The organism is Paracoccus aminovorans (assembly GCF_900005615.1).
GTDB lineage: Bacteria > Pseudomonadota > Alphaproteobacteria > Rhodobacterales > Rhodobacteraceae > Paracoccus > Paracoccus aminovorans.
On sequence record NZ_LN832559.1, the window covers coordinates 2,282,014 to 2,302,255 of the forward strand.

Below are 20,242 nucleotides of genomic sequence, written 5' to 3' on the forward strand. Positions count from 1 at the left end.
AAGTGCTGGCTGGGTTCGAGATTCGTTCAGGTGGGCTTCTTGCCCCGCAACGCAAGCGCCGCGATGGCGGTCCAGATGCCGGTGCGCAGGATCATCGCGCCCATGGTGCGCGCCTCCCAGGCGCCGTCCGTCAGGACATGCCAGAGGAAGGCGGCGAAGATCAGCGCTGTCGCCACGGCAATTCCAAGCGCCAGCATCGGCGCCCAGGCCCCGCCGCGCCAGAGTCCGATCCCGGCCAGGACATAGGCAAACCCGGCACCGAAGTTGAACCATAGCACGAAGGGCACCACCGCGCCCATGTCGACGCCGCCGAAGATCGCGCGACCTCCCGAAACGATGGTCAAGAGGCCGAAGATCACGGCGACGGCCGCGGCGACGGTCAGCGAGAGGGGGCGGCTGCTCATGGGGTTCCTCCGGGTCAGGCGTCGGCGAGGCGGCCGTCGCGCAGGTGGATCAGGCGGTCGAAACGGTCGAAGATCTTTTCGTCATGGGTGACTGTGACGATGCAGGCCTCCTGCTCGACGGCCAGCTTGCGCAACAGGTCCATCACCAACCCGGCGCGCGCGCTGTCGAGCGCGGCGGTCGGCTCGTCGGCCAGGATGATGCGGGGCCGGTTGGCGAGCGCGCGGGCGATCGCCACGCGCTGCGCCTCGCCGCCCGACAAGAGCGCCGGCTTGACCTTCGCCCGGTGGCCAACCTCGAGATAGTCCAGCAATTCACGCGCCCGTGCCCGGCCTTCGTCGGCGGGCCGCTTGGCGAGGTCGAGGACGACGGCGACATTCTCTTCGGCGGTCAGGAACGGCAGGAGATTGTGCGCCTGGAAAATGAAACCGATCTTGTCGAGCCTGAGGCGTCGCAGGTCGCGCCGCAGCCATCTGCCGTCGAACACCGGCTCTCCGTCCAGCATCACCCTCCCCGAGGACGGCGCAAGGATGCAGCCGATGATGTTCAGAAGCGTGGTCTTGCCGGAACCGGAGGGGCCAAGCAGCGCTATCACCTCGCCGGCGCGCACGGTCAGATCGACGGCGCGCAGGGCATCGACGCGGGTCTCGCCCTCGCCGAAGTACTTGGCCACGCCCGAGACCGCGATGAGGGTGTCGCCAAGCGCCATGTCAGCTCCCGAGCGCGGTGGCTGGATCGACCTTCATCGCCGCCCGCACGCCGAGCGCCGAGGACAGGAGGCAGACGGCGGCGATGATGCCGGCCAGCACCATGACGTTGAACGGCTCCAGCACCACGCGACGGGGGAAGTAGTCCTTGACGGTCAGGATCAGCGCCAGCCCGATCCCCCAGCCCGAGGCGCCGAGGATCAGCGCCTGCTGCACGATCAGCGCGATGATGGTCCGGTCGGGGGCTCCGATCAGCTTCAAGGTGGCGATCTGCTTCAGCTTCTCCATGGTCATGGTGTAAATGATCAGCGCGATCACCACGGCGCTGACGGAAAGCAGGATGCCGAGGAACAGCCCGATCTGGCGGCGCGCCTTGTCCACCACCGAGGCCAGCAGCAATTCCTCCTGTTCTCCTTGCGTCATCGCGGCGAGGTGCTTCCACTGGCGCACGGTCGCGGTCAGCAGATCGACATCGGCGCCGGGCGCCATGCGGGCGATCACGGCGGCGACCGATGCGGACTTGACTGAAACTGCGCCGCGCGCGGTCTGCACCCGCTGGGCCGCCGGGTCGAGTTCGGTTTGCAGCGCCATCGCGTCGGCCAGCGTCACATAGACCGCCGGATCGCCGCCCGAGTTCATCGCCCCTTCGACCAGACCAACCACGGTGAAGCGGTTGCGCCCGAGCCGGATGGTCTCGCCCGGCGAAAGGCCGGTCTTGCGGTCGGCCACCATCTCGAAATGACTGGCGCCGATGCCGCGCCCCTCGGCGATTGCCTGCGGCCCGCCGGGGCGGCCGGGCTCGTAGCCGACGACGTAGAGGCGCAGCGTTTGCCCGCCATGAGGCGCCTCGACGTTCTGGTAGTTGACCGCGCCGGCCTCGGCCACGCCGGGCATCCGCGCCACCGCATCGCGCGTATCGGCGGGAATGCTGGAGGCTTCGGCGAAGGGGCCCTTGGTGCCGGCCTCCACCACCCAGACATCGGCCATGGGCGCCTTCACCACCGCCAGCGCGTCCGAGACGAGGCCGTTGTAGATGCCGATCATCGCCAGCACGACCGTCATCAGCAGCCCGAGCCCGAAACAGGTCAGCACGAAGCGGAACAGCCCGTGGCGGATGTCCTTGAGCGCGAGGTTCATGGCGCCTCCCCAATGCGCGCGCGCCGGCCCTCGGCCGCGCCCTTCGGCACCCGGGCGACGATCATGGCCCCTTCAGGGAGGCCGCCGATGACCTCGACCCGGCCGCGATCGTCGCGGGCGCCGAAGGTCAGTTCCGCGCGGGTCAGGCGCCCGTCCACAACCGTCCAGACCGTGCCGCGATGCCCGTCGAAGCCGGTGATCGCCAGTTCGGGCACCATCAGCGCGGTTGCGCGGGTGCCGGTCAGGATGCGCACCTCGGCCTGTTCACCGAGAAACATCTCGGCGGGACAGTCGGCGCAGGTCAGCCAGACGCGGCGTTCCTCGTTCACCCGGTCGCTTTCGATGCCGATGCGGGCAATGGTGCCGCGAAACTCGGCCGCGGGCTGCGAGCGCAGCCGGATGGTGCCGGGCTGGCCAAGGGCAAGCTGGCCGGCGCGTTCCTCGTCGACATAGGCCTGAATCCAGACGGTCGCGGGGTCGATCAGGGTCAGGACCGGATCGCCGGCCTTGACCACTGCTCCCGCCTCGGCATGGCGGGCAACGACCAGCGCATCATAGGGCGCGATCAGGCGGTGATGGGCCAGCAGGGTTTCCTCCTGCCGCAAACCCGCCGCCGCATCCATGCCCTGGGCCCGGATCACCGCGACATCGGCCTCGGCTACCGCCAGATCGGCGCGGGCCACATCCTCGTCGCGCTGCGCCTCCTCGGCGCGCTGGACCGAGGCGACATCGCGCTGCGCCAACCCCTGCTGGCGGCGGTTCGCCGCCTCGCTCTGCGCGAGCACTGCGCGGGCGCGCACGACTGCGGCATCGGCCTTGGCGAGATTGGCCTCATTGGCCGCCACCGCAGCGCGGGCGCGAGCCACGCGCGCCTCCTGTTCGTCGGCGTGCAGGCTGGCCATTTCCTGACCCGGTGCCACCCGGTCGCCGGCATCGACCGCCAGCGCCGTCAACGCCCCGCCGACCTCGAACCCCACGCGGCTGAGGATGCGCGCCTCGACGGTGCCAAGCCCATAGATGCGAAGGGCCACATCGCTTTCGGGCTGCGCGACCGTTACCGTCAGCGGCCTTTCGGTCAGGAACAGAAAACCAGCCGCGATCGCCAGCGCCGCAAGGAACCCGAAAAGCCAGACGCGCCGCATCGTCTATTCCCTTTCCGCGGCCAGAAGCCGCAGTTGCACTTCGAACAGCCGCAACCCCTCACCCTGCAGGTCGAAATCGCGCGCACCCAGCGCCCAGCGGATCGCCACCCCCTGCACCAGCGAGGTCAGCAGCACCGCCGCATCCACTGTCTCGATGTCGCCGCGCAGAATGCCCGCTTCCTGCCCGGCGCCGACCTCGCGCGCGAGCAAGCCGCGAAAGGCCGTCAGCAAGCCGTGAAACGTGGCGCGCAGTTCCGCGTTGGTGACGTTCAACTCGCGTGAGAACAGCAGCATCGGCAGCGCTGGCGTCGCGGCGATCTGCGCGAATTGCGCCGCGATCAGCGCGCGCAACCGGACAATCGGCCCATCGCCGCGGCTGAGGGCGTCCTCCCAAGCCGCTGCGAGCCCTTCGGCGACATGTTCGGCGACTGCCTGCCACAACGCGGCCTTGGTGGGAAAATGCCGGAACAACGCCGCCTGCGTCACCCCGATTGCCGTAGCCACCGCCCCGGTCGTCACCCGGTCCGGCCCGATCCTGTCGGCCAGAGCGAGAACTACGGTGACGATCTCGGCCTTGCGCCGTTCTGCTGACTTTCGCATGGACGTTGATAAGTGAGTAAGTAATTACATACATCTGATTGACGGAAGCATGTCTGTCAAGATGCGAGGTCCGCAATCCGCTGATCTCGCGCACCTCGGCACCTTTCGGCCTCAATGCCGGCCTCGATCGGGCGCGCGCGACAGACGCGCCAGCACCTGCCATCATCCCTTGCAGCGAATCCCTTCCGCTCTTCGCAGCCGTGAATCGGACTGGCAGTCTATGCCTACAGATCAGAAATCCGTCTCCAGGTAGACCCCGGCGCAGTCGTAGGCGACAGCGGCGGCCGTAGCGCCGTTGTTCATGTAGAGGCGCGGCGACAGGAACTGGGTCGCGGCGGGCAGGTCAGCGGTGATCTCTTGTTCGAACACCGCGCCGGATACCTCATCCACCACCCGCACCCAGACGGAGCTGCCATTCGGTGGCGCTGCGATGTAGAGGGTCAGCACCCCACCCGTCGCAATGGCGAAACTCGCCCCCATGTCGGTCAGGGTCGGTGCGCCGGCGCCGTCGTTTGCGACCAGCTGCCAGCGGGTGTGGGTTCCGCGCTGGAAGCCGATGCCGATGCAGTTGATGGCGGCGGCCAGCGTCAGGGTGGTCGCCAGTGCGGCGGTCGATCCGTAGAGGCCGAAGAATCCCATGCCGGTAGCCTGCAGCGTCGTCAGCGAAATCCGCGTGACGAAGGTCCAGCCACCCAGCCCCGCTGCATTGCCGCGCCAGCACGCCCAGCCTGCGGATCGCTGATCGGCGACTGAGTCCACGACCGCCGCGGAGGTCAGACGCCAGCGACGCATGGAGGTGGCAAGGTTCGTCGCGGCGAGCGTGGGCGTCGAAACGGTACCGACAGAAGTGATCGGCAGGCCCTCGCTGTTGATCGTGGTGCCTGTCGATGGCGACCAGTTGGCGATCCGGTTGACCCCGAAGTGGGGCTGGAGCGGGAAGTCCCGCCCCGAGGGGCGCATGACGTCGATCCAAGGCGCACCGGCGCGATTGCGGGCGTAGAGAGCAGCCTTGCCTGCGGGCGGCGGGGTCGGCGCCGCACTGAGCCCCGGCAAGATCGTGGGTTGCCGTAGTTCCACCTGGCCGCTGCTGCGGTCGATCCGGATGGCATCGAAGAAGGTCGAGCCGTCCGGGCTGACCTTGAAGCTGAAGTCGTCGTTGCCGAGAAGTCCGATCAGCGCGCGTGCCGACCAGTTGGTCTTGAAGGCGAAGGCCGCGTCGTTCGCCGGGGCGGCCTTGTTCACCGTCGCCTCGACGCCGGCGCCGGCGTTGTTCAGAAGCACCGCGGGGGTGTTCACGGACAGCCGGTTATAGCTGTCGGCCGTCGCGCCGCCGAGGCCCAGAAGCTGGGCAGTCAGGTTGGCCTGCGGCATGCCGACCTGCGTCACCGCATTGGCGAAGGTGACGGTTGGCGTGTTGATCACCGCCGTCCCGCCAGCACCGGCGGCGGCGGACCCGATGTTGACTGTCAATCGGCATTCAAACGGGCCCCCTGATCGGCGTCCAAAAGTGACCCCTTTGGCGCGCGGGTGAGCAGGCCCGTGGCGGCGTAGCTTTCCAGCTGGCGCAGCCGACGCGGGCCTGCGTTTTGGAGGGTGTTCAGGCTCGGGTTTTGATGCGCCAGCTGTCGTTGCCGGTCTCGACGATGTCGCAGTGGTGGGTGAGCCGGTCGAGCAGCGCGGTGGTCATCTTTGCGTCTCCGAAGACGGTCGGCCACTCCCCGAATGCGAGGTTGGTGGTGACGATGACGGAAGTCTGCTCATAGAGCTTGCTGATCAGATGGAACAGCAGCTGGCCGCCGGACTGCGCGAATGGCAGGTATCCGAGTTCATCGAGGATGACGAAGTCGAGCCGCATCAGATGTTCTGCAAGCCGGCCTGCCCGTCCGGCACGGGCCTCGGCCTCCAGCCTGTTCACCAGATCGACGACATTGAAGAACCTGCCCCGGGCACCATTGCGGATGACCGCGCGCGCTATGGCCACAGAGATATGGGTCTTGCCGGTCCCGGTGCCGCCAACCAGCACGACATTGCGCTGTTGGCTGAGGAACTCCCCGCTGGCCAGATCTCGCACCAGGGTCTCGTTGATTGGGGTGTCATCGAAGGTGAACTCCTCGATCTCCCGGGCATAGGGCAGCTTGGCGGTGGTGATCTGGTATTTGACCGACCGCGCTTTCTTCTCGTTGATCTCGGCGGCCAGAAGATCTCCAACGATCTGGCGGGGTTCGTGCTGGCGGCGCACAGCCACCGCCATGAGTTCGTCATAAGCGGCGCGCATCCCGTAGAGCTTCAACTCGCCCATTGCAGCCATGATGTCAGCACGATCCATCAGCAGGCCCTCCGCAGCAGATCATAACGGGCGCAGTCCGCCACAGGCTCATGGGTCAACTGCAAGGCCGGAGAGGTCAGCAGAAGCGGTGGTGGTTCCGGATCTCGCCTGCGGGATAGAATATTGAGGATTACATCGGCAGAATGGACGCCTTGCGAGAGAGCTTCGGCACATGCCTTTTGAACCACAGGCATCCCTTCCGTCAGCACAGCGCCGAGGACCTTCACCATCTGGCGGTCGCCATCTGAGGAGCCCTGCAGCTTGCGGCGGATCTGTTCAAGAGCTCCGGGAAGAACCCAGTCCTTGAACGGTGCGCCGTTACGCAGCGCCCCGGGTTTGCGAAGCAGAACAGGCACATAATGCCAGGGATTGTAAACCGTTCGGTCCCGGCCGAAGTGACGCGGGTGGTCTCCGACCAGTCGGCCCTCCTGCCGGATCTCGATCCGCTCAGCATAGGCCCTGATCTCGACCTGCCGCCCGACAGCCGTTGCCGCGACGGAGTATTTGTTGTTGTCGAAGCGCACGAGACAGGTCTTTGACACCGCCGCAGGCAGTGAATGGAATCCGTCGAAGCGCCCGGCATAGGGGACAAGGTGCGGGCGCTCTTCCTGGAAGACCTGCCAGACGGTTTTGTCCGTCAGCTCCGGATGCTTGCTGGTTCTGGCCGAGGCGATGCACTTGTCCAGCAGCCAGGCATTCAGTTCCTCGTAGCTCTTGACCCTGACGCGGGGCGCGAAAAACCGCTGACGGACAGTGCCGACCTGGCTCTCCACCTGGCCTTTCTCCCAACCCGCAGCAGGGGTGCAGGCAACGGGTTCGACCAGATAATGGCTGGCCATCTGCAGGAACCGACGATTGTAGAGGCGTTCCTTGCCGGTGAAGATGGTCTCCACCGCCGTCTTCATGTTGTCGTAGATCCCGCGGGTGCAGGTGCCCTTGAAGAAGGCGAAAGCCCTGTCGTGGGCATCGAACACCATCTCCTGCGTCTCGCGCGGATAGGCCCGCACAAAGAACATCCGGCTGTGGCACAGGCGAACATGGGCCACTTTGATGGTGGTGGTCGCCCCATCGATCACCACAACCTCGTGGCTCCAGTCGAACTGATAGGCTTCACCGGGCGCAAAGCTCAGGGGCACGAAGGCGGCAGAAGCGCCTGAACTCTGAGTGCGTGCCCAGTTCGAGGCGTAGCGGCGCACCGCGTCATACCCACCTTCATAACCGAGACCGCTCAGTTCTTCGTAGATCTGTATCAGAGACTGACGTTCCCGGCTGGACCGCGCGGCGTTGACCTCCAGCAGCCGGTTGAGTTCCCCCAGCCAGGCACCCAGCTTCGGGCGCGGCTGCACCGTCCGGGTATAGGTGAACTCGGTAATCCCGGTGCGGATCACCTTCCGCACCACCTTCTTCGACAGCTTCAGGTCACGGCAGATCGTCTTGATCCCCTTGCCCTCGGTGAAATGTAGCCGCCTGATTTTTGCGATTGTCTCCACGATCAGCATCCCGTGCTCGGCCTCCGATAATCATCGAAGGCACAATGGACCCAACCCCCGGTCGGTGGGGTCCATTTTGGACGCCGATCACCCCAGAAGCGGGGTCCTTATTGCAAGCCGTTCAACACCTTGTCCAGACGATGCAGTATCTACTGGAAACCTACACCTCGCCCGAGGGAGTGCTGGAAGAGACCGATCCCGAGACGGGCAAGACGGAAAGGACCTACACCGGCGATCTGCTGGAAGCGCATCGCGAGCATATCCGCAGTGACATGTTCCACGGGTTCGACTTTGACGCCACGATGCTCCGTATCGCGGCGATGAACCTGATGCTGCATGGGGTCGATGATCCCGACATCCATTATCAGGATACGCTCAGCGCAGGCTTCACCGACAAGTTCCCGAAAACTGCGGCCGAAGGCTTCAACGTTATCCTGGCGAACCCACCCTTCAAGGGGCAGCTCGATTTTGAGGATGTCCACGCTTCGCTCTTGCGTCAGGTGAAGACGAAGAAGACGGAACTGCTTTTCCTCGTGCTCATCTTGCGCATGCTCAGGACCGGCGGGCGGTCGGCCACCATCGTGCCAGATGGTGTTCTGTTCGGTTCTTCGACGGCCCACGTTGGCCTGCGCAAGTTATTGCTAGAACACAACCAGTTGGAGGCGGTCATCTCGCTCCCCTCGGGCGTGTTCAAACCCTATGCAGGGGTCAGCACGGGCATTCTGGTGTTCACCAAGGGCGGGCGGACGGATGACGTGTTCTTCTATGATGTCGAGTTTGACGGCTACACTCTCGACGACAAGCGGGACGCTACTCCTGACAAGGATGATCTGCCCGGATGTCTCGCGGCATGGCGGAACCGCGACGCGGGCCGCGATACTGACAGGACGCAAAAGGCCTTCTTCGTGTCGTCTCAAGAGATCAGGGATTCAAACTACGACCTGTCGCTGAGCAAGTACAAGGTTCGACCCCACGTTGCTCAAGACTACGACGCCCCAGCAGTGATACTGGATCAGATGAAAAAGCTAAATGACGACATTGCATCTGATCTGGCAGAACTTGAGGCACTTCTCGGATGAGCGCCACCTCTCCTTCTCCACTGGCGGACAAGGCTGATGTCATTCGGGGCGTTACGTTCTCCAAGGGTGACGCGGTTGCACAGCCTCGGGACGGATACACTCCCGTGTTGAGGGCGGGAAACATTCAAGGTCATCTGATCTTGGACGAGGATCTCGTCTATGTTCCTGAGCGGATGGTATCGGACAAGCAGCGGCTTCGCCGCGGCGATATAGTTATGTGCACGTCTTCGGGCAGTGCGGAAATCGTCGGAAAGACCGGCTTCACGGATCGTGATTGGAACGGTTCATTCGGTGCGTTCTGTGCGGTGGTGCGGCCCAAGCCTGGCAAGTGTCATCCCCGATATCTGTTTCATTATCTCCAGTCGCCGAGGTTTCGCGACTGGACCCGAAACTCTTCTGGTGTCGGGATCAAGAACATCAGGAAATCGGAACTGGATACGGTTGAAATCCCGTTCCCTTTGCCAGATGAGCAACGCCGGATCGCGACGATACTGGATATGGCTGATGCCATCCGCCGCAAACGTGAACAGGCTCTTGCCCTGGCGGATGACTTCCTCCGGTCGGTGTTCTTGGAGATGTTTGGTGATCCCGGTGTCAACCCGTTGAACCACCCTGTCGAAACCTTCGAATCCCTTCTGTCGATCCCGCTTCGCAACGGCATATCACCGGCCAGCCGTGGAACCTTCACCGCACGGGTTCTGACCCTGACTGCGATCACGGGTGATCGGTTTGACGGCAGCTATGCCAAGGAAGGCAAGTTCCTCGAACCCATTTCCGTCAAGGATACGGTCAGCACTTCGGATTTCTACATCTGTCGCGGCAACGGCTCTCCCGATCTGATCGGTAAGGGGTTCTATTCGGATCAGGACATTCCGGGCACCGCGTTCCCCGACACGATGATCGCGGCCAAGCCTAACCCCAAGAGGGTGACCCGTGCCTTTCTGGAGAGCATCTGGAATGGTCCGTTTGTCAGGAACCAAATCCGTGAGGCGGCTCGAACGACCAACGGAACATTCAAGATCAACCAGACCGCCGCCGGTGCGATCAAGATACCGGTGCCGCCGATGGAGGCTCAGAAACGGTTCCAGACGATTGTGGATCGTGTGGCCCGGTCGAAGGAAAAGCTGGGTTATGGGGCTGACCTGTTCCCGGCACTCTCGCAACGTGCTTTCTCCGGTGACCTGTAGGAGCATGTCATGAGCGCCCGGACCATCCCGCACGATCGCACCCCCAGCGGTGCCACTTCAGTGGCTAGCTTGCACCGCGTGACGCTTCCTGGCCAGATGCTACAGCGGGGGTTCTGGCTCTATGTTTGGCGGGTCCAGACCCCCAAGGGGGAGCGGCTCTATGTGGGCCGCACCGGTGACAGCAGCAGTCCCCACGCCACTGCCCCCTACACCCGCATGGGCCAGCACCTTGGTTTCTCCAAGGCCCAGAACAGCCTGCGACGTCTGCTGATCGAGGCTGGAGTGGAACCTGAAAGCTGCGGGCAGTTCGACCTGATCTCATACGGCCCGATCTTTCCGGAAATAGGGATGACTAAGGATCAGCTTCGTGCCGACCAAATGCTGCTGCATACTCCCGTGCGGGACCAGATGGCCGCGTTGGAAAAGAAGTTGCGGGATGCGCTGGTGGAGGCCGGTCATCCGGTGTTGAACGTCGTCCACAGCAAGAAGCAATACGATGCCGCCCAGTGGGAAGCGGTGCGGAATGCATTCGCCGAACACTTTTCGGGCTTAGGGCGGATTGAATCATGAGACTAGCAAAAATCGAAATCGAGAACTTCAAGGGGATTGGCAACAGGCAAGTTGTTGACCTCAAACCCATTACGTTGCTCTTCGTGTCAATCGGCATTCAAACGGGCCCCCTGATCGGCGTCCAAAAGTGACCCCTTTGGCGCGCGGGTGAGCAGGCCCGTGGCGGCGTAGCTTTCCAGCTGGCGCAGCCGACGCGGGCCTGCGTTTTGGAGGGTGTTCAGGCTCGGGTTTTGATGCGCCAGCTGTCGTTGCCGGTCTCGACGATGTCGCAGTGGTGGGTGAGCCGGTCGAGCAGCGCGGTGGTCATCTTTGCGTCTCCGAAGACGGTCGGCCACTCCCCGAATGCGAGGTTGGTGGTGACGATGACGGAAGTCTGCTCATAGAGCTTGCTGATCAGATGGAACAGCAGCTGGCCGCCGGACTGCGCGAATGGCAGGTATCCGAGTTCATCGAGGATGACGAAGTCGAGCCGCATCAGATGTTCTGCAAGCCGGCCTGCCCGTCCGGCACGGGCCTCGGCCTCCAGCCTGTTCACCAGATCGACGACATTGAAGAACCTGCCCCGGGCACCATTGCGGATGACCGCGCGCGCTATGGCCACAGAGATATGGGTCTTGCCGGTCCCGGTGCCGCCAACCAGCACGACATTGCGCTGTTGGCTGAGGAACTCCCCGCTGGCCAGATCTCGCACCAGGGTCTCGTTGATTGGGGTGTCATCGAAGGTGAACTCCTCGATCTCCCGGGCATAGGGCAGCTTGGCGGTGGTGATCTGGTATTTGACCGACCGCGCTTTCTTCTCGTTGATCTCGGCGGCCAGAAGATCTCCAACGATCTGGCGGGGTTCGTGCTGGCGGCGCACAGCCACCGCCATGAGTTCGTCATAAGCGGCGCGCATCCCGTAGAGCTTCAACTCGCCCATTGCAGCCATGATGTCAGCACGATCCATCAGCAGGCCCTCCGCAGCAGATCATAACGGGCGCAGTCCGCCACAGGCTCATGGGTCAACTGCAAGGCCGGAGAGGTCAGCAGAAGCGGTGGTGGTTCCGGATCTCGCCTGCGGGATAGAATATTGAGGATTACATCGGCAGAATGGACGCCTTGCGAGAGAGCTTCGGCACATGCCTTTTGAACCACAGGCATCCCTTCCGTCAGCACAGCGCCGAGGACCTTCACCATCTGGCGGTCGCCATCTGAGGAGCCCTGCAGCTTGCGGCGGATCTGTTCAAGAGCTCCGGGAAGAACCCAGTCCTTGAACGGTGCGCCGTTACGCAGCGCCCCGGGTTTGCGAAGCAGAACAGGCACATAATGCCAGGGATTGTAAACCGTTCGGTCCCGGCCGAAGTGACGCGGGTGGTCTCCGACCAGTCGGCCCTCCTGCCGGATCTCGATCCGCTCAGCATAGGCCCTGATCTCGACCTGCCGCCCGACAGCCGTTGCCGCGACGGAGTATTTGTTGTTGTCGAAGCGCACGAGACAGGTCTTTGACACCGCCGCAGGCAGTGAATGGAATCCGTCGAAGCGCCCGGCATAGGGGACAAGGTGCGGGCGCTCTTCCTGGAAGACCTGCCAGACGGTTTTGTCCGTCAGCTCCGGATGCTTGCTGGTTCTGGCCGAGGCGATGCACTTGTCCAGCAGCCAGGCATTCAGTTCCTCGTAGCTCTTGACCCTGACGCGGGGCGCGAAAAACCGCTGACGGACAGTGCCGACCTGGCTCTCCACCTGGCCTTTCTCCCAACCCGCAGCAGGGGTGCAGGCAACGGGTTCGACCAGATAATGGCTGGCCATCTGCAGGAACCGACGATTGTAGAGGCGTTCCTTGCCGGTGAAGATGGTCTCCACCGCCGTCTTCATGTTGTCGTAGATCCCGCGGGTGCAGGTGCCCTTGAAGAAGGCGAAAGCCCTGTCGTGGGCATCGAACACCATCTCCTGCGTCTCGCGCGGATAGGCCCGCACAAAGAACATCCGGCTGTGGCACAGGCGAACATGGGCCACTTTGATGGTGGTGGTCGCCCCATCGATCACCACAACCTCGTGGCTCCAGTCGAACTGATAGGCTTCACCGGGCGCAAAGCTCAGGGGCACGAAGGCGGCAGAAGCGCCTGAACTCTGAGTGCGTGCCCAGTTCGAGGCGTAGCGGCGCACCGCGTCATACCCACCTTCATAACCGAGACCGCTCAGTTCTTCGTAGATCTGTATCAGAGACTGACGTTCCCGGCTGGACCGCGCGGCGTTGACCTCCAGCAGCCGGTTGAGTTCCCCCAGCCAGGCACCCAGCTTCGGGCGCGGCTGCACCGTCCGGGTATAGGTGAACTCGGTAATCCCGGTGCGGATCACCTTCCGCACCACCTTCTTCGACAGCTTCAGGTCACGGCAGATCGTCTTGATCCCCTTGCCCTCGGTGAAATGTAGCCGCCTGATTTTTGCGATTGTCTCCACGATCAGCATCCCGTGCTCGGCCTCCGATAATCATCGAAGGCACAATGGACCCAACCCCCGGTCGGTGGGGTCCATTTTGGACGCCGATCACCCCAGAAGCGGGGTCCTTATTGCAAGCCGTTCAACAGTACTTAGGACGTAAGCCTTCCTATGACCGTAAGACATTCCTCGCCGTGTGTGACGCTCTCCGTAGCTCTGTGAGTGTGTCTGAGATTGCCAGAACCTACAGCTTGTCACGGCAGGCAGTTATCAGGATCAAGGACAACCCTGAGCAAGCAGAAACTGCACTAACAAAATGGGAGTAAAATTCACAGCTTAACGGCTGTTCCTGTAGCGGTAAGTAGTAGCATATTTACTGACCCTGACCCACCGATTGAGGCGTAGTGAAGCTGGACTGCGACAATAGCATCGGCCCCAAGCTCTACCGCTTCCTGTGATAGCTCTTGCAACACAACCTTTCTTGCCTCTCTCAACCCATTTTGCATTACCTTGCTTCTGCCTCCGAACAAGTCCCGGAACCCAGCAGCTACATCCTTGAAGATATTTTGACCTACTACACACTCAGAAGAGACAATCCCTAGGCGCTTTATCACCTTTAGGTTGCTTGAGGATTCTGTTGTCAGGAGAACTGACCTAACGGCCTCTGGTACTTCTTCCTCTGTAGCGTAGTCACCTTCGCCAAGCTCGTCTTGGCAGGACCGGCATAGCTGCGACACAGGATCAATCGCAAAATCTTCATTTCTGCAAGCAGCGCAAACAGCCATACGTCGTCATCTCCACGTTGTAGCAGCTCACCTTAACAGAGAATTTGTTAGGGTCCCCCCTGATTTCAAGCTAGGCCACCCCTCCGCCGCAGCGTAACCCTACCTATCCGCAAAATAAAAAAAATAAAATCAAGGCTTTATGGAAAACCGTTTAAGGTCCCATGCCTGATTCTACAAAAAAAACGCACAGGTTGAGTCGTGTGTCTCAGCGGGGAACTGAACTGACCAAAGCTCATTTCGTGTGTTGCTAACGTGTGTGGTCAACGTGTGTGGTCACTTACCCTTAACACACTGAATTTAAATAGAAAAAATTGCTGGCGGACGGTGAGGGATTCGAACCCTCGAGACGGTTCCCCGCCTACACACTTTCCAGGCGTGCGCCTTCGACCACTCGGCCAACCGTCCGTGGCGGCTCGTCTAGCGCGGCGGGCAGCGCTGCGCAAGCCGCAGATCGCTCACAGCTTGGAAATCCGCTTCTGCAATTCGGCCAGTTGCCGGCGGATCTCGGCCATGTCTTCGGATTCGGCCTTCTTGCCGCGGCGCGGCTCCTCCTCCTCGTCCGGGGCGGGTCCACTGCTGCCGGCGGTGCCCCAGCCCGCAGCCATGGCCCGCAGGAACATCTGCTGCTGGCGCTGCAATGCCTCGAAGCCCGGCATCGAGGACATCGGGTTCGGAAAGGTGGACAGGTTCTCCATCATCTTCGACTGGCCCTCGCGCAGCATCTCGAAGCTGGCGGCCAGGAATTGCGGCACGACGGATTGCGCCTGGGTCGTGTAGCTGCGCACCAGGTCCACCAGCACATCGATGGGCAGCACGCTTTCGCCCCGGCCCTCGTGCTCGGCGATGATCTGCAAGAGATATTGCCGCGTCAGGTCGTCGCCCGTCTTCAGATCGACGATGCGGACCTGCCGGCCGGCGCGGATGAAGCCGGCAATGTCGTCGAGCGTCACATAGTCGCTGGTCTCGGTGTTGTAGAGGCGGCGGCTCGCATAGCGCTTGATCAGCAGCGGGGTCGTGTTCTCGGCCTCAGCCATGGCTCCTCCGGCAATGCATTTGCAGCATGATGGGAAATGGGCCGGAGAAATGCAAAGAAAATCGCCGCCCGGGGCGGATGGCCGGGCATGGCGTCGGAACGCGACGCGGCATCCGGTCAAAGGAAAAGGGGGCAGCAGAGCTGCCCCCCGTTCCAGCAATTCCAGCCGGGATCAGACCTTGGCGGTCGGATTGGCCGAAGAAGCGGCGGCAGCGGCTTTCTTCACCGCGGCCTGGGTTTCGCGGGTGGCCTGCTCGGCGGCTTTCTGGGCGTCGGCGGCCAGGTCCTTGCCGGCGGTCAGCATCAGATCGACGGTGTCCATCTGCACTTTCTTGGCGACTTCGGCGAAGGCGGCCATGTGCTCGGCAGCGGCTTCGGCAGCGGCCGAGGCGAAATCGCTGACGGCTTTCGCGTATTCGGCCGGCTCTTCCTTCGAGGCGGTCAGTTCGCCCAGGCGAGCGATGGTGTCTTTCGCCCACTGCGACGAGATCTCGGTCGAACGCTCGGCGGCAGCCAGCGCAACCTTGGCCATTTTCTCGCCCAGCGCGGTTTGCGAGCGGAAGGCGTCCTGGAAGGACGAGGTGTCGATCGGCATTTTCGCCATCATTTCTTGCAGGGTCTTGGTGAAGTCAGGGGTCTTGGCCATTTGCTCTCTCCTAGATCGGCGCGAAGTTGAGCACCGGGTTCAATTATTCTGTCCCCCATATACTTTCTGCACTGCAGCATTGCAAGAGGTTTTCGCTGCAGTGCAGAAATTTTCGTCAGGCCCTCTCGTGGACATAGACGCCGGGTGCCGGGCCGAAGCCCTCGCCGGGGTCGCGGGCCTCGACCATGCCGCCGGCATGCCGGGCCAGCCAGTCGCGCCAGCGGCCCCACCAGCTGCCCTCGTGATACTGGGCCTTGTCGCGCCAGGCCTGCTCGCCCTGCTCGAAACCCGCGTCAGAGGTATAGTGGCCGTATTTCTTCTTGCTGGGCGGGTTGATGATGCCGGCGATATGGCCCGATTCGGACAGGATGAAGCGCTTGTCCGCCGAACCCATCTGCGCCACGCCGCGCCAGCTGTCGCGCCAAGGGGCGATGTGGTCGGTCTCGCAGGCGATGGCGCACAGCGGCACCTCCACCTCGCTTACATGCAGCCGGTGGCCCATCAGGTCGAACCCCTCGCGGACGAAACGGTTCTGCTGGCACAGCCCGCGCAGGTATTCCACCGCCATGCGGCCCGGCAGGTTGGTGCCGTCGCCGTTCCAGAACAGCAGGTCGAAGGCGGGCGGCGTCTCGCCCAGCATATAGCTGCGGATCGCCGGGCCCCAGACCAGGTCGTTGGCGCGCAGGAAGCTGAAGGTGCGCGTCATCAGCTGGGCGCTGAGCACGCCGGTCCGCGAAGCCTCTTCCTCGATCCCCGAGACGAAATCGTCCTGCAGATAGGCAGTGAATTCGCCCTGCTCGGCGAAATCGGTCAGCGTGGTGAAGAAGGTGGCCGAATTCACCCGGTCGTCGCCGCGCTGCTTCAGCAGCGACAGCGTCAGCGCCAGCGTGGTGCCGGCGATGCAATAGCCGACCACGTTCAGCTTCTTCTGGTCGGTCAGGTCCAGCACCCGGTCCATGACCTCGAGATAGGCCGAGACGTAATTCTCCATCCCGGTGTCGCCATAGCCGGGATCGGGGTTCTTCCAGGCCACCACGAACAGCGTATAGCCCTGATCGACGATCCATTTGATCAGGCTGTTCTGCGGCTTGAGGTCGAGGATGTAGAACTTGTTGATCCAGGGCGGAAAGATCACCAGCGGGATCTCGTGCACGCTTTCTGTGGTCGGCTTGTACTGGATCAGCTCGTAAAGCGGGGTGCGGGCGACGACGGTGCCCTGGGTGGTGCCGATGTTCTCGCCGACGCGGAAAGCCTCGCGGTCGGCCAGCGACACGATCAGCTCGCCGCTGTTCTGCTCGACGTCGCGGACCAGATTCTCAAGGCCGCGGACCAAGCTTTCGCCCTCGGTCGCCAGCGCCTTTTCCAGGGCGTCGGGGTTGGTGGCCAGGAAATTCGTCGGCGCCATCATGTCGATCATCTGGCGGGTGAACCACTCGATCCGCCGCCGGTCGGTCATCCCCGGCAGGTCCAGGGCGCTGGCCGCCTCGCGCAGCGCCTGGGCGTTGATCTGGTACTGGCGCTTGATGAAGTTGAAAAAGGGATGCGCCTCCCACAGCGGGTTCGAGAAGCGGCGGTCGCGCGGGCCTTCGTCGGACGGCGGCACCAGCGTGCCCCGGGCCAGCGCGGCCTGGGCCTCGGCGAAATGGCGCAGGGTCTCGCCCCAATAGCTGACCTGCTGGCCGATCACGCGCTCGGGCTGTTCGGCCAGCAGCTTCATCCAGGCCGAGGTCGCGGTGGCGAACAGGTCGGGACCGGGCATCTCGACGCCGGGGCTGTGCGGCTTGCGCTGCGACAGCGCGCTGATCAGGCGCTGGGTCAGCGATTCGATGCGCTCGATATTGGTCGCCAGCTGCTCGGGCAGGCGGCTGCCGGGACCGAAGGCCGCTTCGACGAAAGCCGCGGTCTGGCTGCCCAGGGCCGGGGCCGCGGGCGCAGAGGCCTGCGGCGCCTCCGCGGCCGGGGCATCGGCGGCCGGGGCTCGGGCCGGCGCCGCCTCGACGGCCGCGGCGGGACCGGTCGCGCCAAGGGGACGCAGCGCGTCGTCCACGGCGCCCAGCGTCGGCGCCTCGGCCGGTTTGGCCGCACCCTTGGCCACCGGCTTGCGGCGCGTGCCGGTGCGGGTATCGCTGCGCACCGCGGCGCGGGCGCGCGCCGCTGCGTTGCGGGTGCCGGTCTTGGTCGCGGGGGCCTTGCCACCAGCAGGCTTGGCACCGGTCGCGGCGGCGGTTTTCGCCCCCTCGGCCTCCGGCGCGGCCTCGGCCTCGCGGGCGGCGGGCTTCTCCGCCGGGCCGGCAGCCGGGCTTGTGGCCGCGCGCGCCGAATCGGTCGTGGGCCCGTCCGCCTTCGCGCTCTTGGCGGCCGCGCGGGTTTTTCCAGTGCCGGCGCGGGACTTGCCCGTCCTGGCCGTAACCTGCGCATCGGCCCCGGATTCCGGCTTTTCGTCTTTGCCCGCCATAATTGACATTCCTCTCCTAAGCGTAAAATCATTATGCCCAGCACATAACGCAGGTAAAGCCGTGACCTTTCCCGGCAGGCCGAATCCGGCGAACCAACGGAGAACTGGCGAATGGCGACTTACAAAGGGCTGCGGGGGATCATCTCCTATGACGCGATGGAGACGATCCGCAACACCAACGAATGGATGGGCGCCAGCGCGCGGGCCCTGTCATCCTATCCGGCATTCGCGCTGATTCCCAATCCGATGTTCAAGCTGATGTCGGCCTGGGGGCGGGTGACCGAGCGCAGCTTCGCCCGCATGGTGATCAAGCCCGACTGGGAAATCCCGCCCATCGTCTCCGAGGACGGCCAGGACCACGTCGTCTATGTCGAGCCGGTGATCGAGCGGCCCTTCGGCGATCTCGTGCATTTCCGCGTCGCCCGGCGCGAGCCGATGGCGCGCAAGGTGCTGCTGGTCGCTCCCATGTCCGGCCATTATGCCACCCTCCTGCGGACCACGGTCACATCACTGCTTCCCGATTGCGAAGTCTATGTGACGGATTGGCACAATGCCCGTGACATTCCCGTCAGCTGCGGCAAGTTCGACGTCGAGGACTATACCGGCTATCTGGTCGACTTCATCCGCCACCTCGGCCCGGACGTGAACGTGATCGCGGTCTGCCAGCCGGCGCCGCTGGCGCTGGCCGCGACGGCGATCCTGGCCGAAGAGGAACCCAAGGCCCAGCCCCGCTCACTGATCCTGATCGGCGGCCCCATCGATCCCGACGCCGCCGCGACCGAGGTCACCGACTTCGGCAACCGCGTGACCATGGGCGAGCTCGACTACCTGATGATCCAGCAGGTCGGCTTCAAGTATCGCGGCGCCGGGCGCATGGTCTATTCGGGCTTGGCGCAGCTCAGCTCCTTCATCGCCATGAACGCCGAAACCCACGCCAAGGCCTTCATCGACAAGATCTTCGCCGAGGCGCGCGGCCAGGGGTCCGAGGGCGACAAGCACTACAAGTTCTACGACGAATATCTGGCGGTGATGGACATGACCGCCGAATTCTATCTCTCGACGGTCGAGCGCATCTTCAAGGGGCTCGAGATCGCGCAGAACCGCTTCAGCGTGAACGGCAAGCCCGTGGACCTGGGCAAGATCACCGATGTCGCGGTCATGACCATCGAGGGCGCCAACGACGACATCTCGGCCCCCGGCCAATGCGTGGCGGCGCTGGCGCTGTGCACGGGCGTCCCCGACGCCAAGAAGCAGCAGCACCTGGAACCGGGCGCCGGCCATTACGGCATCTTCGCCGGGAAAAGCTGGCGGCTCAACATCCGCCCGGTGGTGCTCGACTTCATCGACGAACAGATCAGCGCCCCGGCCCGTCCGATCCGGCGCCGTCGCGGCGGCGCCGCACCGGTCGATTGCGGCGTGGTCAACCCGGCCGAGCAGGACGGCAAGATCGCCGTCTGACCCGCAGCCCCGGACAGCGAAAGGCGTGCCCTTCCAGGGCGCGCCTTTTTTCGTCACCCGCGGGCCAGAACCTCCTCGACCGCCGCCCCGATCATTTCCAGGCAATCCGGCGTCGAAAAGCGGTGGTCGGCACCCTTGACCAGCGCCAGCCGCATGTCCGGCCCTTCGGCATGCTCCAGCAGGTCCAGCGCCCAGGACATCGGCACGTCGGCATCCGCCGTCCCCTGCAGGAAGCGCACCGGGAACGGCAGGGCCAGGGGCCGGTCCAGCACCAGATGCCGGCGACCGTCCTCGATCAGCCGGCGGGTGATGACATAAGGCTCATCATAGTCGCTGGGCCGCAGCACCCGGCCCTCGCGCAGCAGCGCCTCGCGCTGCCCCGCATCCATGCCCGTCCAGAACCCGGCCTCGGTGAAATCCGGCGCCGCCGCGATGGTGACCAGCCCCGCCAGCCGCTCGGGCATCGCCCGCGCCAGAAGCAGGCTGATCCAGCCGCCCATGCTCGATCCGACCAGCACCACCGGCCCCTCGACCCGATCCAGAACCGCCTGCGCATCGGCCAGCCAGTCGCCGATGCAACCGTCCTCGAAGGCGCCCGAGGATTCGCCATGGCCCGAATAATCCAGCCGCAGGAACGCGCGCCCGCGCGCCCGCGCCCAATCCTCCAGCCAGACCGCCTTGGTGCCCTGCATGTCCGAACGGAACCCGCCCAGGAACACCACGCAGGGCCCCTGCCCGTCCAGCCGGTTGCAAGCGATCCGCCGCCCCTGCGGCCCATCCAGAAATTCCGTCATTCTTTTGTGTCCAAAT

The 20,242-nt window shown here is 63.9% G+C and carries 19 protein-coding genes and 1 tRNA gene; 4 read left to right on the top strand and 16 right to left on the bottom strand.

Features of this window, described 5'->3' with window-relative positions; translation table 11 throughout:
- Nucleotides 1–26: 26 nt before the first annotated feature.
- The 8 genes from JCM7685_RS11330 to istA (JCM7685_RS11365) all read right to left on the bottom strand — a co-directional run bounded on the left by JCM7685_RS11330 (nt 27) and on the right by istA (JCM7685_RS11365) (nt 7,813).
- Nucleotides 27–404 (bottom strand): hypothetical protein, encoded by a 378-nt coding sequence (locus JCM7685_RS11330; RefSeq protein ID WP_074970986.1) that lies wholly within the window; start codon nt 402–404, stop codon nt 27–29.
- A gap of 14 nt (nt 405–418) precedes the next feature.
- Nucleotides 419–1,111, bottom strand: coding sequence for an ABC transporter ATP-binding protein (locus JCM7685_RS11335; protein WP_074970988.1), 693 nt, complete (start codon nt 1,109–1,111; stop codon nt 419–421).
- Nucleotide 1,112: 1 nt separating this feature from the next.
- Complete coding sequence (locus JCM7685_RS11340) at nt 1,113–2,246, bottom strand: ABC transporter permease (protein ID WP_074970990.1); 1,134 nt, start codon at nt 2,244–2,246, stop codon at nt 1,113–1,115.
- The gene (locus JCM7685_RS11345; RefSeq protein WP_074970992.1) at nt 2,243–3,388 is read right to left on the bottom strand and encodes an efflux RND transporter periplasmic adaptor subunit; all 1,146 of its coding nucleotides are present in this window, start codon (nt 3,386–3,388) and stop codon (nt 2,243–2,245) included. The genes JCM7685_RS11340 and JCM7685_RS11345 overlap by 4 nt, the downstream gene beginning before the upstream one ends.
- Nucleotides 3,389–3,391: 3 nt before the next feature.
- Complete coding sequence (locus tag JCM7685_RS11350; RefSeq protein WP_074970994.1) at nt 3,392–3,988, bottom strand: TetR/AcrR family transcriptional regulator; 597 nt, start codon at nt 3,986–3,988, stop codon at nt 3,392–3,394.
- Between the two features lie 231 nt (nt 3,989–4,219).
- The gene (locus JCM7685_RS20285; protein WP_231964719.1) at nt 4,220–5,359 is read right to left on the bottom strand and encodes a hypothetical protein; all 1,140 of its coding nucleotides are present in this window, start codon (nt 5,357–5,359) and stop codon (nt 4,220–4,222) included.
- Nucleotides 5,360–5,585: 226 nt separating this feature from the next.
- Nucleotides 5,586–6,314, bottom strand: a complete 729-nt coding sequence (gene istB / locus JCM7685_RS11360; RefSeq protein ID WP_028030902.1) for an IS21-like element helper ATPase IstB — start codon at nt 6,312–6,314, stop codon at nt 5,586–5,588.
- A complete protein-coding gene (gene istA, locus JCM7685_RS11365; RefSeq protein WP_090271472.1) occupies nt 6,314–7,813 on the bottom strand; it encodes an IS21 family transposase in 1,500 nt (499 codons plus the stop codon). Before istA (JCM7685_RS11365) ends, istB (JCM7685_RS11360) begins: the two co-directional genes overlap by 1 nt.
- A 35-nt stretch (nt 7,814–7,848) precedes the next feature.
- Between istA (JCM7685_RS11365) and JCM7685_RS11370 the strand changes: the two genes are divergently transcribed.
- From JCM7685_RS11370 to JCM7685_RS11380, 3 genes are read left to right on the top strand one after another with little or no spacing between them, the layout of a single operon-like run.
- On the top strand, nt 7,849–8,883 hold the full coding sequence (locus JCM7685_RS11370) for an HsdM family class I SAM-dependent methyltransferase (RefSeq protein WP_083412990.1): 1,035 nt from the start codon (nt 7,849–7,851) through the stop codon (nt 8,881–8,883).
- Entirely contained in the window at nt 8,880–10,070 is a 1,191-nt protein-coding gene (locus JCM7685_RS11375) for a restriction endonuclease subunit S (protein ID WP_074971293.1), read from the top strand. Before JCM7685_RS11370 ends, JCM7685_RS11375 begins: the two co-directional genes overlap by 4 nt.
- Nucleotides 10,071–10,079: 9 nt before the next feature.
- Nucleotides 10,080–10,640, top strand: a complete 561-nt coding sequence (locus JCM7685_RS11380) for a hypothetical protein (protein ID WP_197701051.1) — start codon at nt 10,080–10,082, stop codon at nt 10,638–10,640.
- 217 nt (nt 10,641–10,857) lie between these two features.
- Here JCM7685_RS11380 and istB (JCM7685_RS11385) read toward each other — a convergent pair whose 3' ends face one another.
- The 7 genes from istB (JCM7685_RS11385) to phaC all read right to left on the bottom strand — a co-directional run bounded on the left by istB (JCM7685_RS11385) (nt 10,858) and on the right by phaC (nt 17,974).
- Nucleotides 10,858–11,586: an IS21-like element helper ATPase IstB gene (gene istB, locus JCM7685_RS11385; RefSeq protein ID WP_028030902.1), complete on the bottom strand. Its 729-nt coding sequence runs from the start codon at nt 11,584–11,586 to the stop codon at nt 10,858–10,860.
- Nucleotides 11,586–13,085 (bottom strand): IS21 family transposase, encoded by a 1,500-nt coding sequence (gene istA / locus JCM7685_RS11390; RefSeq protein ID WP_090271472.1) that lies wholly within the window; start codon nt 13,083–13,085, stop codon nt 11,586–11,588. The genes istB (JCM7685_RS11385) and istA (JCM7685_RS11390) overlap by 1 nt, the downstream gene beginning before the upstream one ends.
- Before the next feature lie 299 nt (nt 13,086–13,384).
- Nucleotides 13,385–13,840 (bottom strand): YbjQ family protein, encoded by a 456-nt coding sequence (locus JCM7685_RS11395; RefSeq protein ID WP_074968785.1) that lies wholly within the window; start codon nt 13,838–13,840, stop codon nt 13,385–13,387.
- 315 nt (nt 13,841–14,155) lie between these two features.
- Nucleotides 14,156–14,245, bottom strand: a tRNA-Ser gene (locus JCM7685_RS11400).
- A gap of 50 nt (nt 14,246–14,295) precedes the next feature.
- Nucleotides 14,296–14,874 (bottom strand): polyhydroxyalkanoate synthesis repressor PhaR, encoded by a 579-nt coding sequence (gene phaR, locus JCM7685_RS11405; protein WP_074968783.1) that lies wholly within the window; start codon nt 14,872–14,874, stop codon nt 14,296–14,298.
- Between the two features lie 171 nt (nt 14,875–15,045).
- Nucleotides 15,046–15,519: a phasin family protein gene (locus tag JCM7685_RS11410; RefSeq protein WP_074968781.1), complete on the bottom strand. Its 474-nt coding sequence runs from the start codon at nt 15,517–15,519 to the stop codon at nt 15,046–15,048.
- Nucleotides 15,520–15,634: 115 nt separating this feature from the next.
- Complete coding sequence (gene phaC / locus JCM7685_RS11415) at nt 15,635–17,974, bottom strand: class I poly(R)-hydroxyalkanoic acid synthase (protein WP_100526075.1); 2,340 nt, start codon at nt 17,972–17,974, stop codon at nt 15,635–15,637.
- A gap of 111 nt (nt 17,975–18,085) precedes the next feature.
- On the opposite strand from phaC, the gene phaZ reads away from it, so the two are divergent.
- Complete coding sequence (gene phaZ, locus JCM7685_RS11420; protein ID WP_074968779.1) at nt 18,086–19,432, top strand: polyhydroxyalkanoate depolymerase; 1,347 nt, start codon at nt 18,086–18,088, stop codon at nt 19,430–19,432.
- Between the two features lie 53 nt (nt 19,433–19,485).
- On the opposite strand, the gene JCM7685_RS11425 is transcribed toward phaZ, so the two are convergent.
- Nucleotides 19,486–20,226 carry an alpha/beta fold hydrolase gene (locus tag JCM7685_RS11425; protein ID WP_074968777.1) on the bottom strand — a complete coding sequence of 247 codons (741 nt, stop codon included), beginning with the start codon at nt 20,224–20,226 and terminating at the stop codon, nt 19,486–19,488.
- Between the last annotated feature and the right edge of the window lie 16 nt (nt 20,227–20,242).

Excerpts from the sequence above, each read along its gene's own strand:
- JCM7685_RS11330 (WP_074970986.1), bottom strand. The coding sequence starts at position 404 with ATGAGCAGCCGCCCCCTCTCGCTGACCGTCGCCGCGGCCGTCGCCGTG.
- JCM7685_RS11335 (WP_074970988.1), bottom strand. The coding sequence starts at position 1,111 with ATGGCGCTTGGCGACACCCTCATCGCGGTCTCGGGCGTGGCCAAGTAC.
- JCM7685_RS11340 (WP_074970990.1), bottom strand. The coding sequence starts at position 2,246 with ATGAACCTCGCGCTCAAGGACATCCGCCACGGGCTGTTCCGCTTCGTG.
- JCM7685_RS11345 (WP_074970992.1), bottom strand. The coding sequence starts at position 3,388 with ATGCGGCGCGTCTGGCTTTTCGGGTTCCTTGCGGCGCTGGCGATCGCG.
- JCM7685_RS11350 (WP_074970994.1), bottom strand. The coding sequence starts at position 3,988 with ATGCGAAAGTCAGCAGAACGGCGCAAGGCCGAGATCGTCACCGTAGTT.
- JCM7685_RS20285 (WP_231964719.1), bottom strand. The coding sequence starts at position 5,359 with ATGCCGCAGGCCAACCTGACTGCCCAGCTTCTGGGCCTCGGCGGCGCG.
- istB (WP_028030902.1), bottom strand. The coding sequence starts at position 6,314 with ATGGATCGTGCTGACATCATGGCTGCAATGGGCGAGTTGAAGCTCTAC.
- istA (WP_090271472.1), bottom strand. The coding sequence starts at position 7,813 with ATGCTGATCGTGGAGACAATCGCAAAAATCAGGCGGCTACATTTCACC.
- JCM7685_RS11370 (WP_083412990.1), top strand. The coding sequence starts at position 7,849 with ATGGACCCAACCCCCGGTCGGTGGGGTCCATTTTGGACGCCGATCACC.
- JCM7685_RS11375 (WP_074971293.1), top strand. The coding sequence starts at position 8,880 with ATGAGCGCCACCTCTCCTTCTCCACTGGCGGACAAGGCTGATGTCATT.
- JCM7685_RS11380 (WP_197701051.1), top strand. The coding sequence starts at position 10,080 with ATGAGCGCCCGGACCATCCCGCACGATCGCACCCCCAGCGGTGCCACT.
- istB (WP_028030902.1), bottom strand. The coding sequence starts at position 11,586 with ATGGATCGTGCTGACATCATGGCTGCAATGGGCGAGTTGAAGCTCTAC.
- istA (WP_090271472.1), bottom strand. The coding sequence starts at position 13,085 with ATGCTGATCGTGGAGACAATCGCAAAAATCAGGCGGCTACATTTCACC.
- JCM7685_RS11395 (WP_074968785.1), bottom strand. The coding sequence starts at position 13,840 with ATGGCTGTTTGCGCTGCTTGCAGAAATGAAGATTTTGCGATTGATCCT.
- phaR (WP_074968783.1), bottom strand. The coding sequence starts at position 14,874 with ATGGCTGAGGCCGAGAACACGACCCCGCTGCTGATCAAGCGCTATGCG.
- JCM7685_RS11410 (WP_074968781.1), bottom strand. The coding sequence starts at position 15,519 with ATGGCCAAGACCCCTGACTTCACCAAGACCCTGCAAGAAATGATGGCG.
- phaC (WP_100526075.1), bottom strand. The coding sequence starts at position 17,974 with ATGGCGGGCAAAGACGAAAAGCCGGAATCCGGGGCCGATGCGCAGGTT.
- phaZ (WP_074968779.1), top strand. The coding sequence starts at position 18,086 with ATGGCGACTTACAAAGGGCTGCGGGGGATCATCTCCTATGACGCGATG.
- JCM7685_RS11425 (WP_074968777.1), bottom strand. The coding sequence starts at position 20,226 with ATGACGGAATTTCTGGATGGGCCGCAGGGGCGGCGGATCGCTTGCAAC.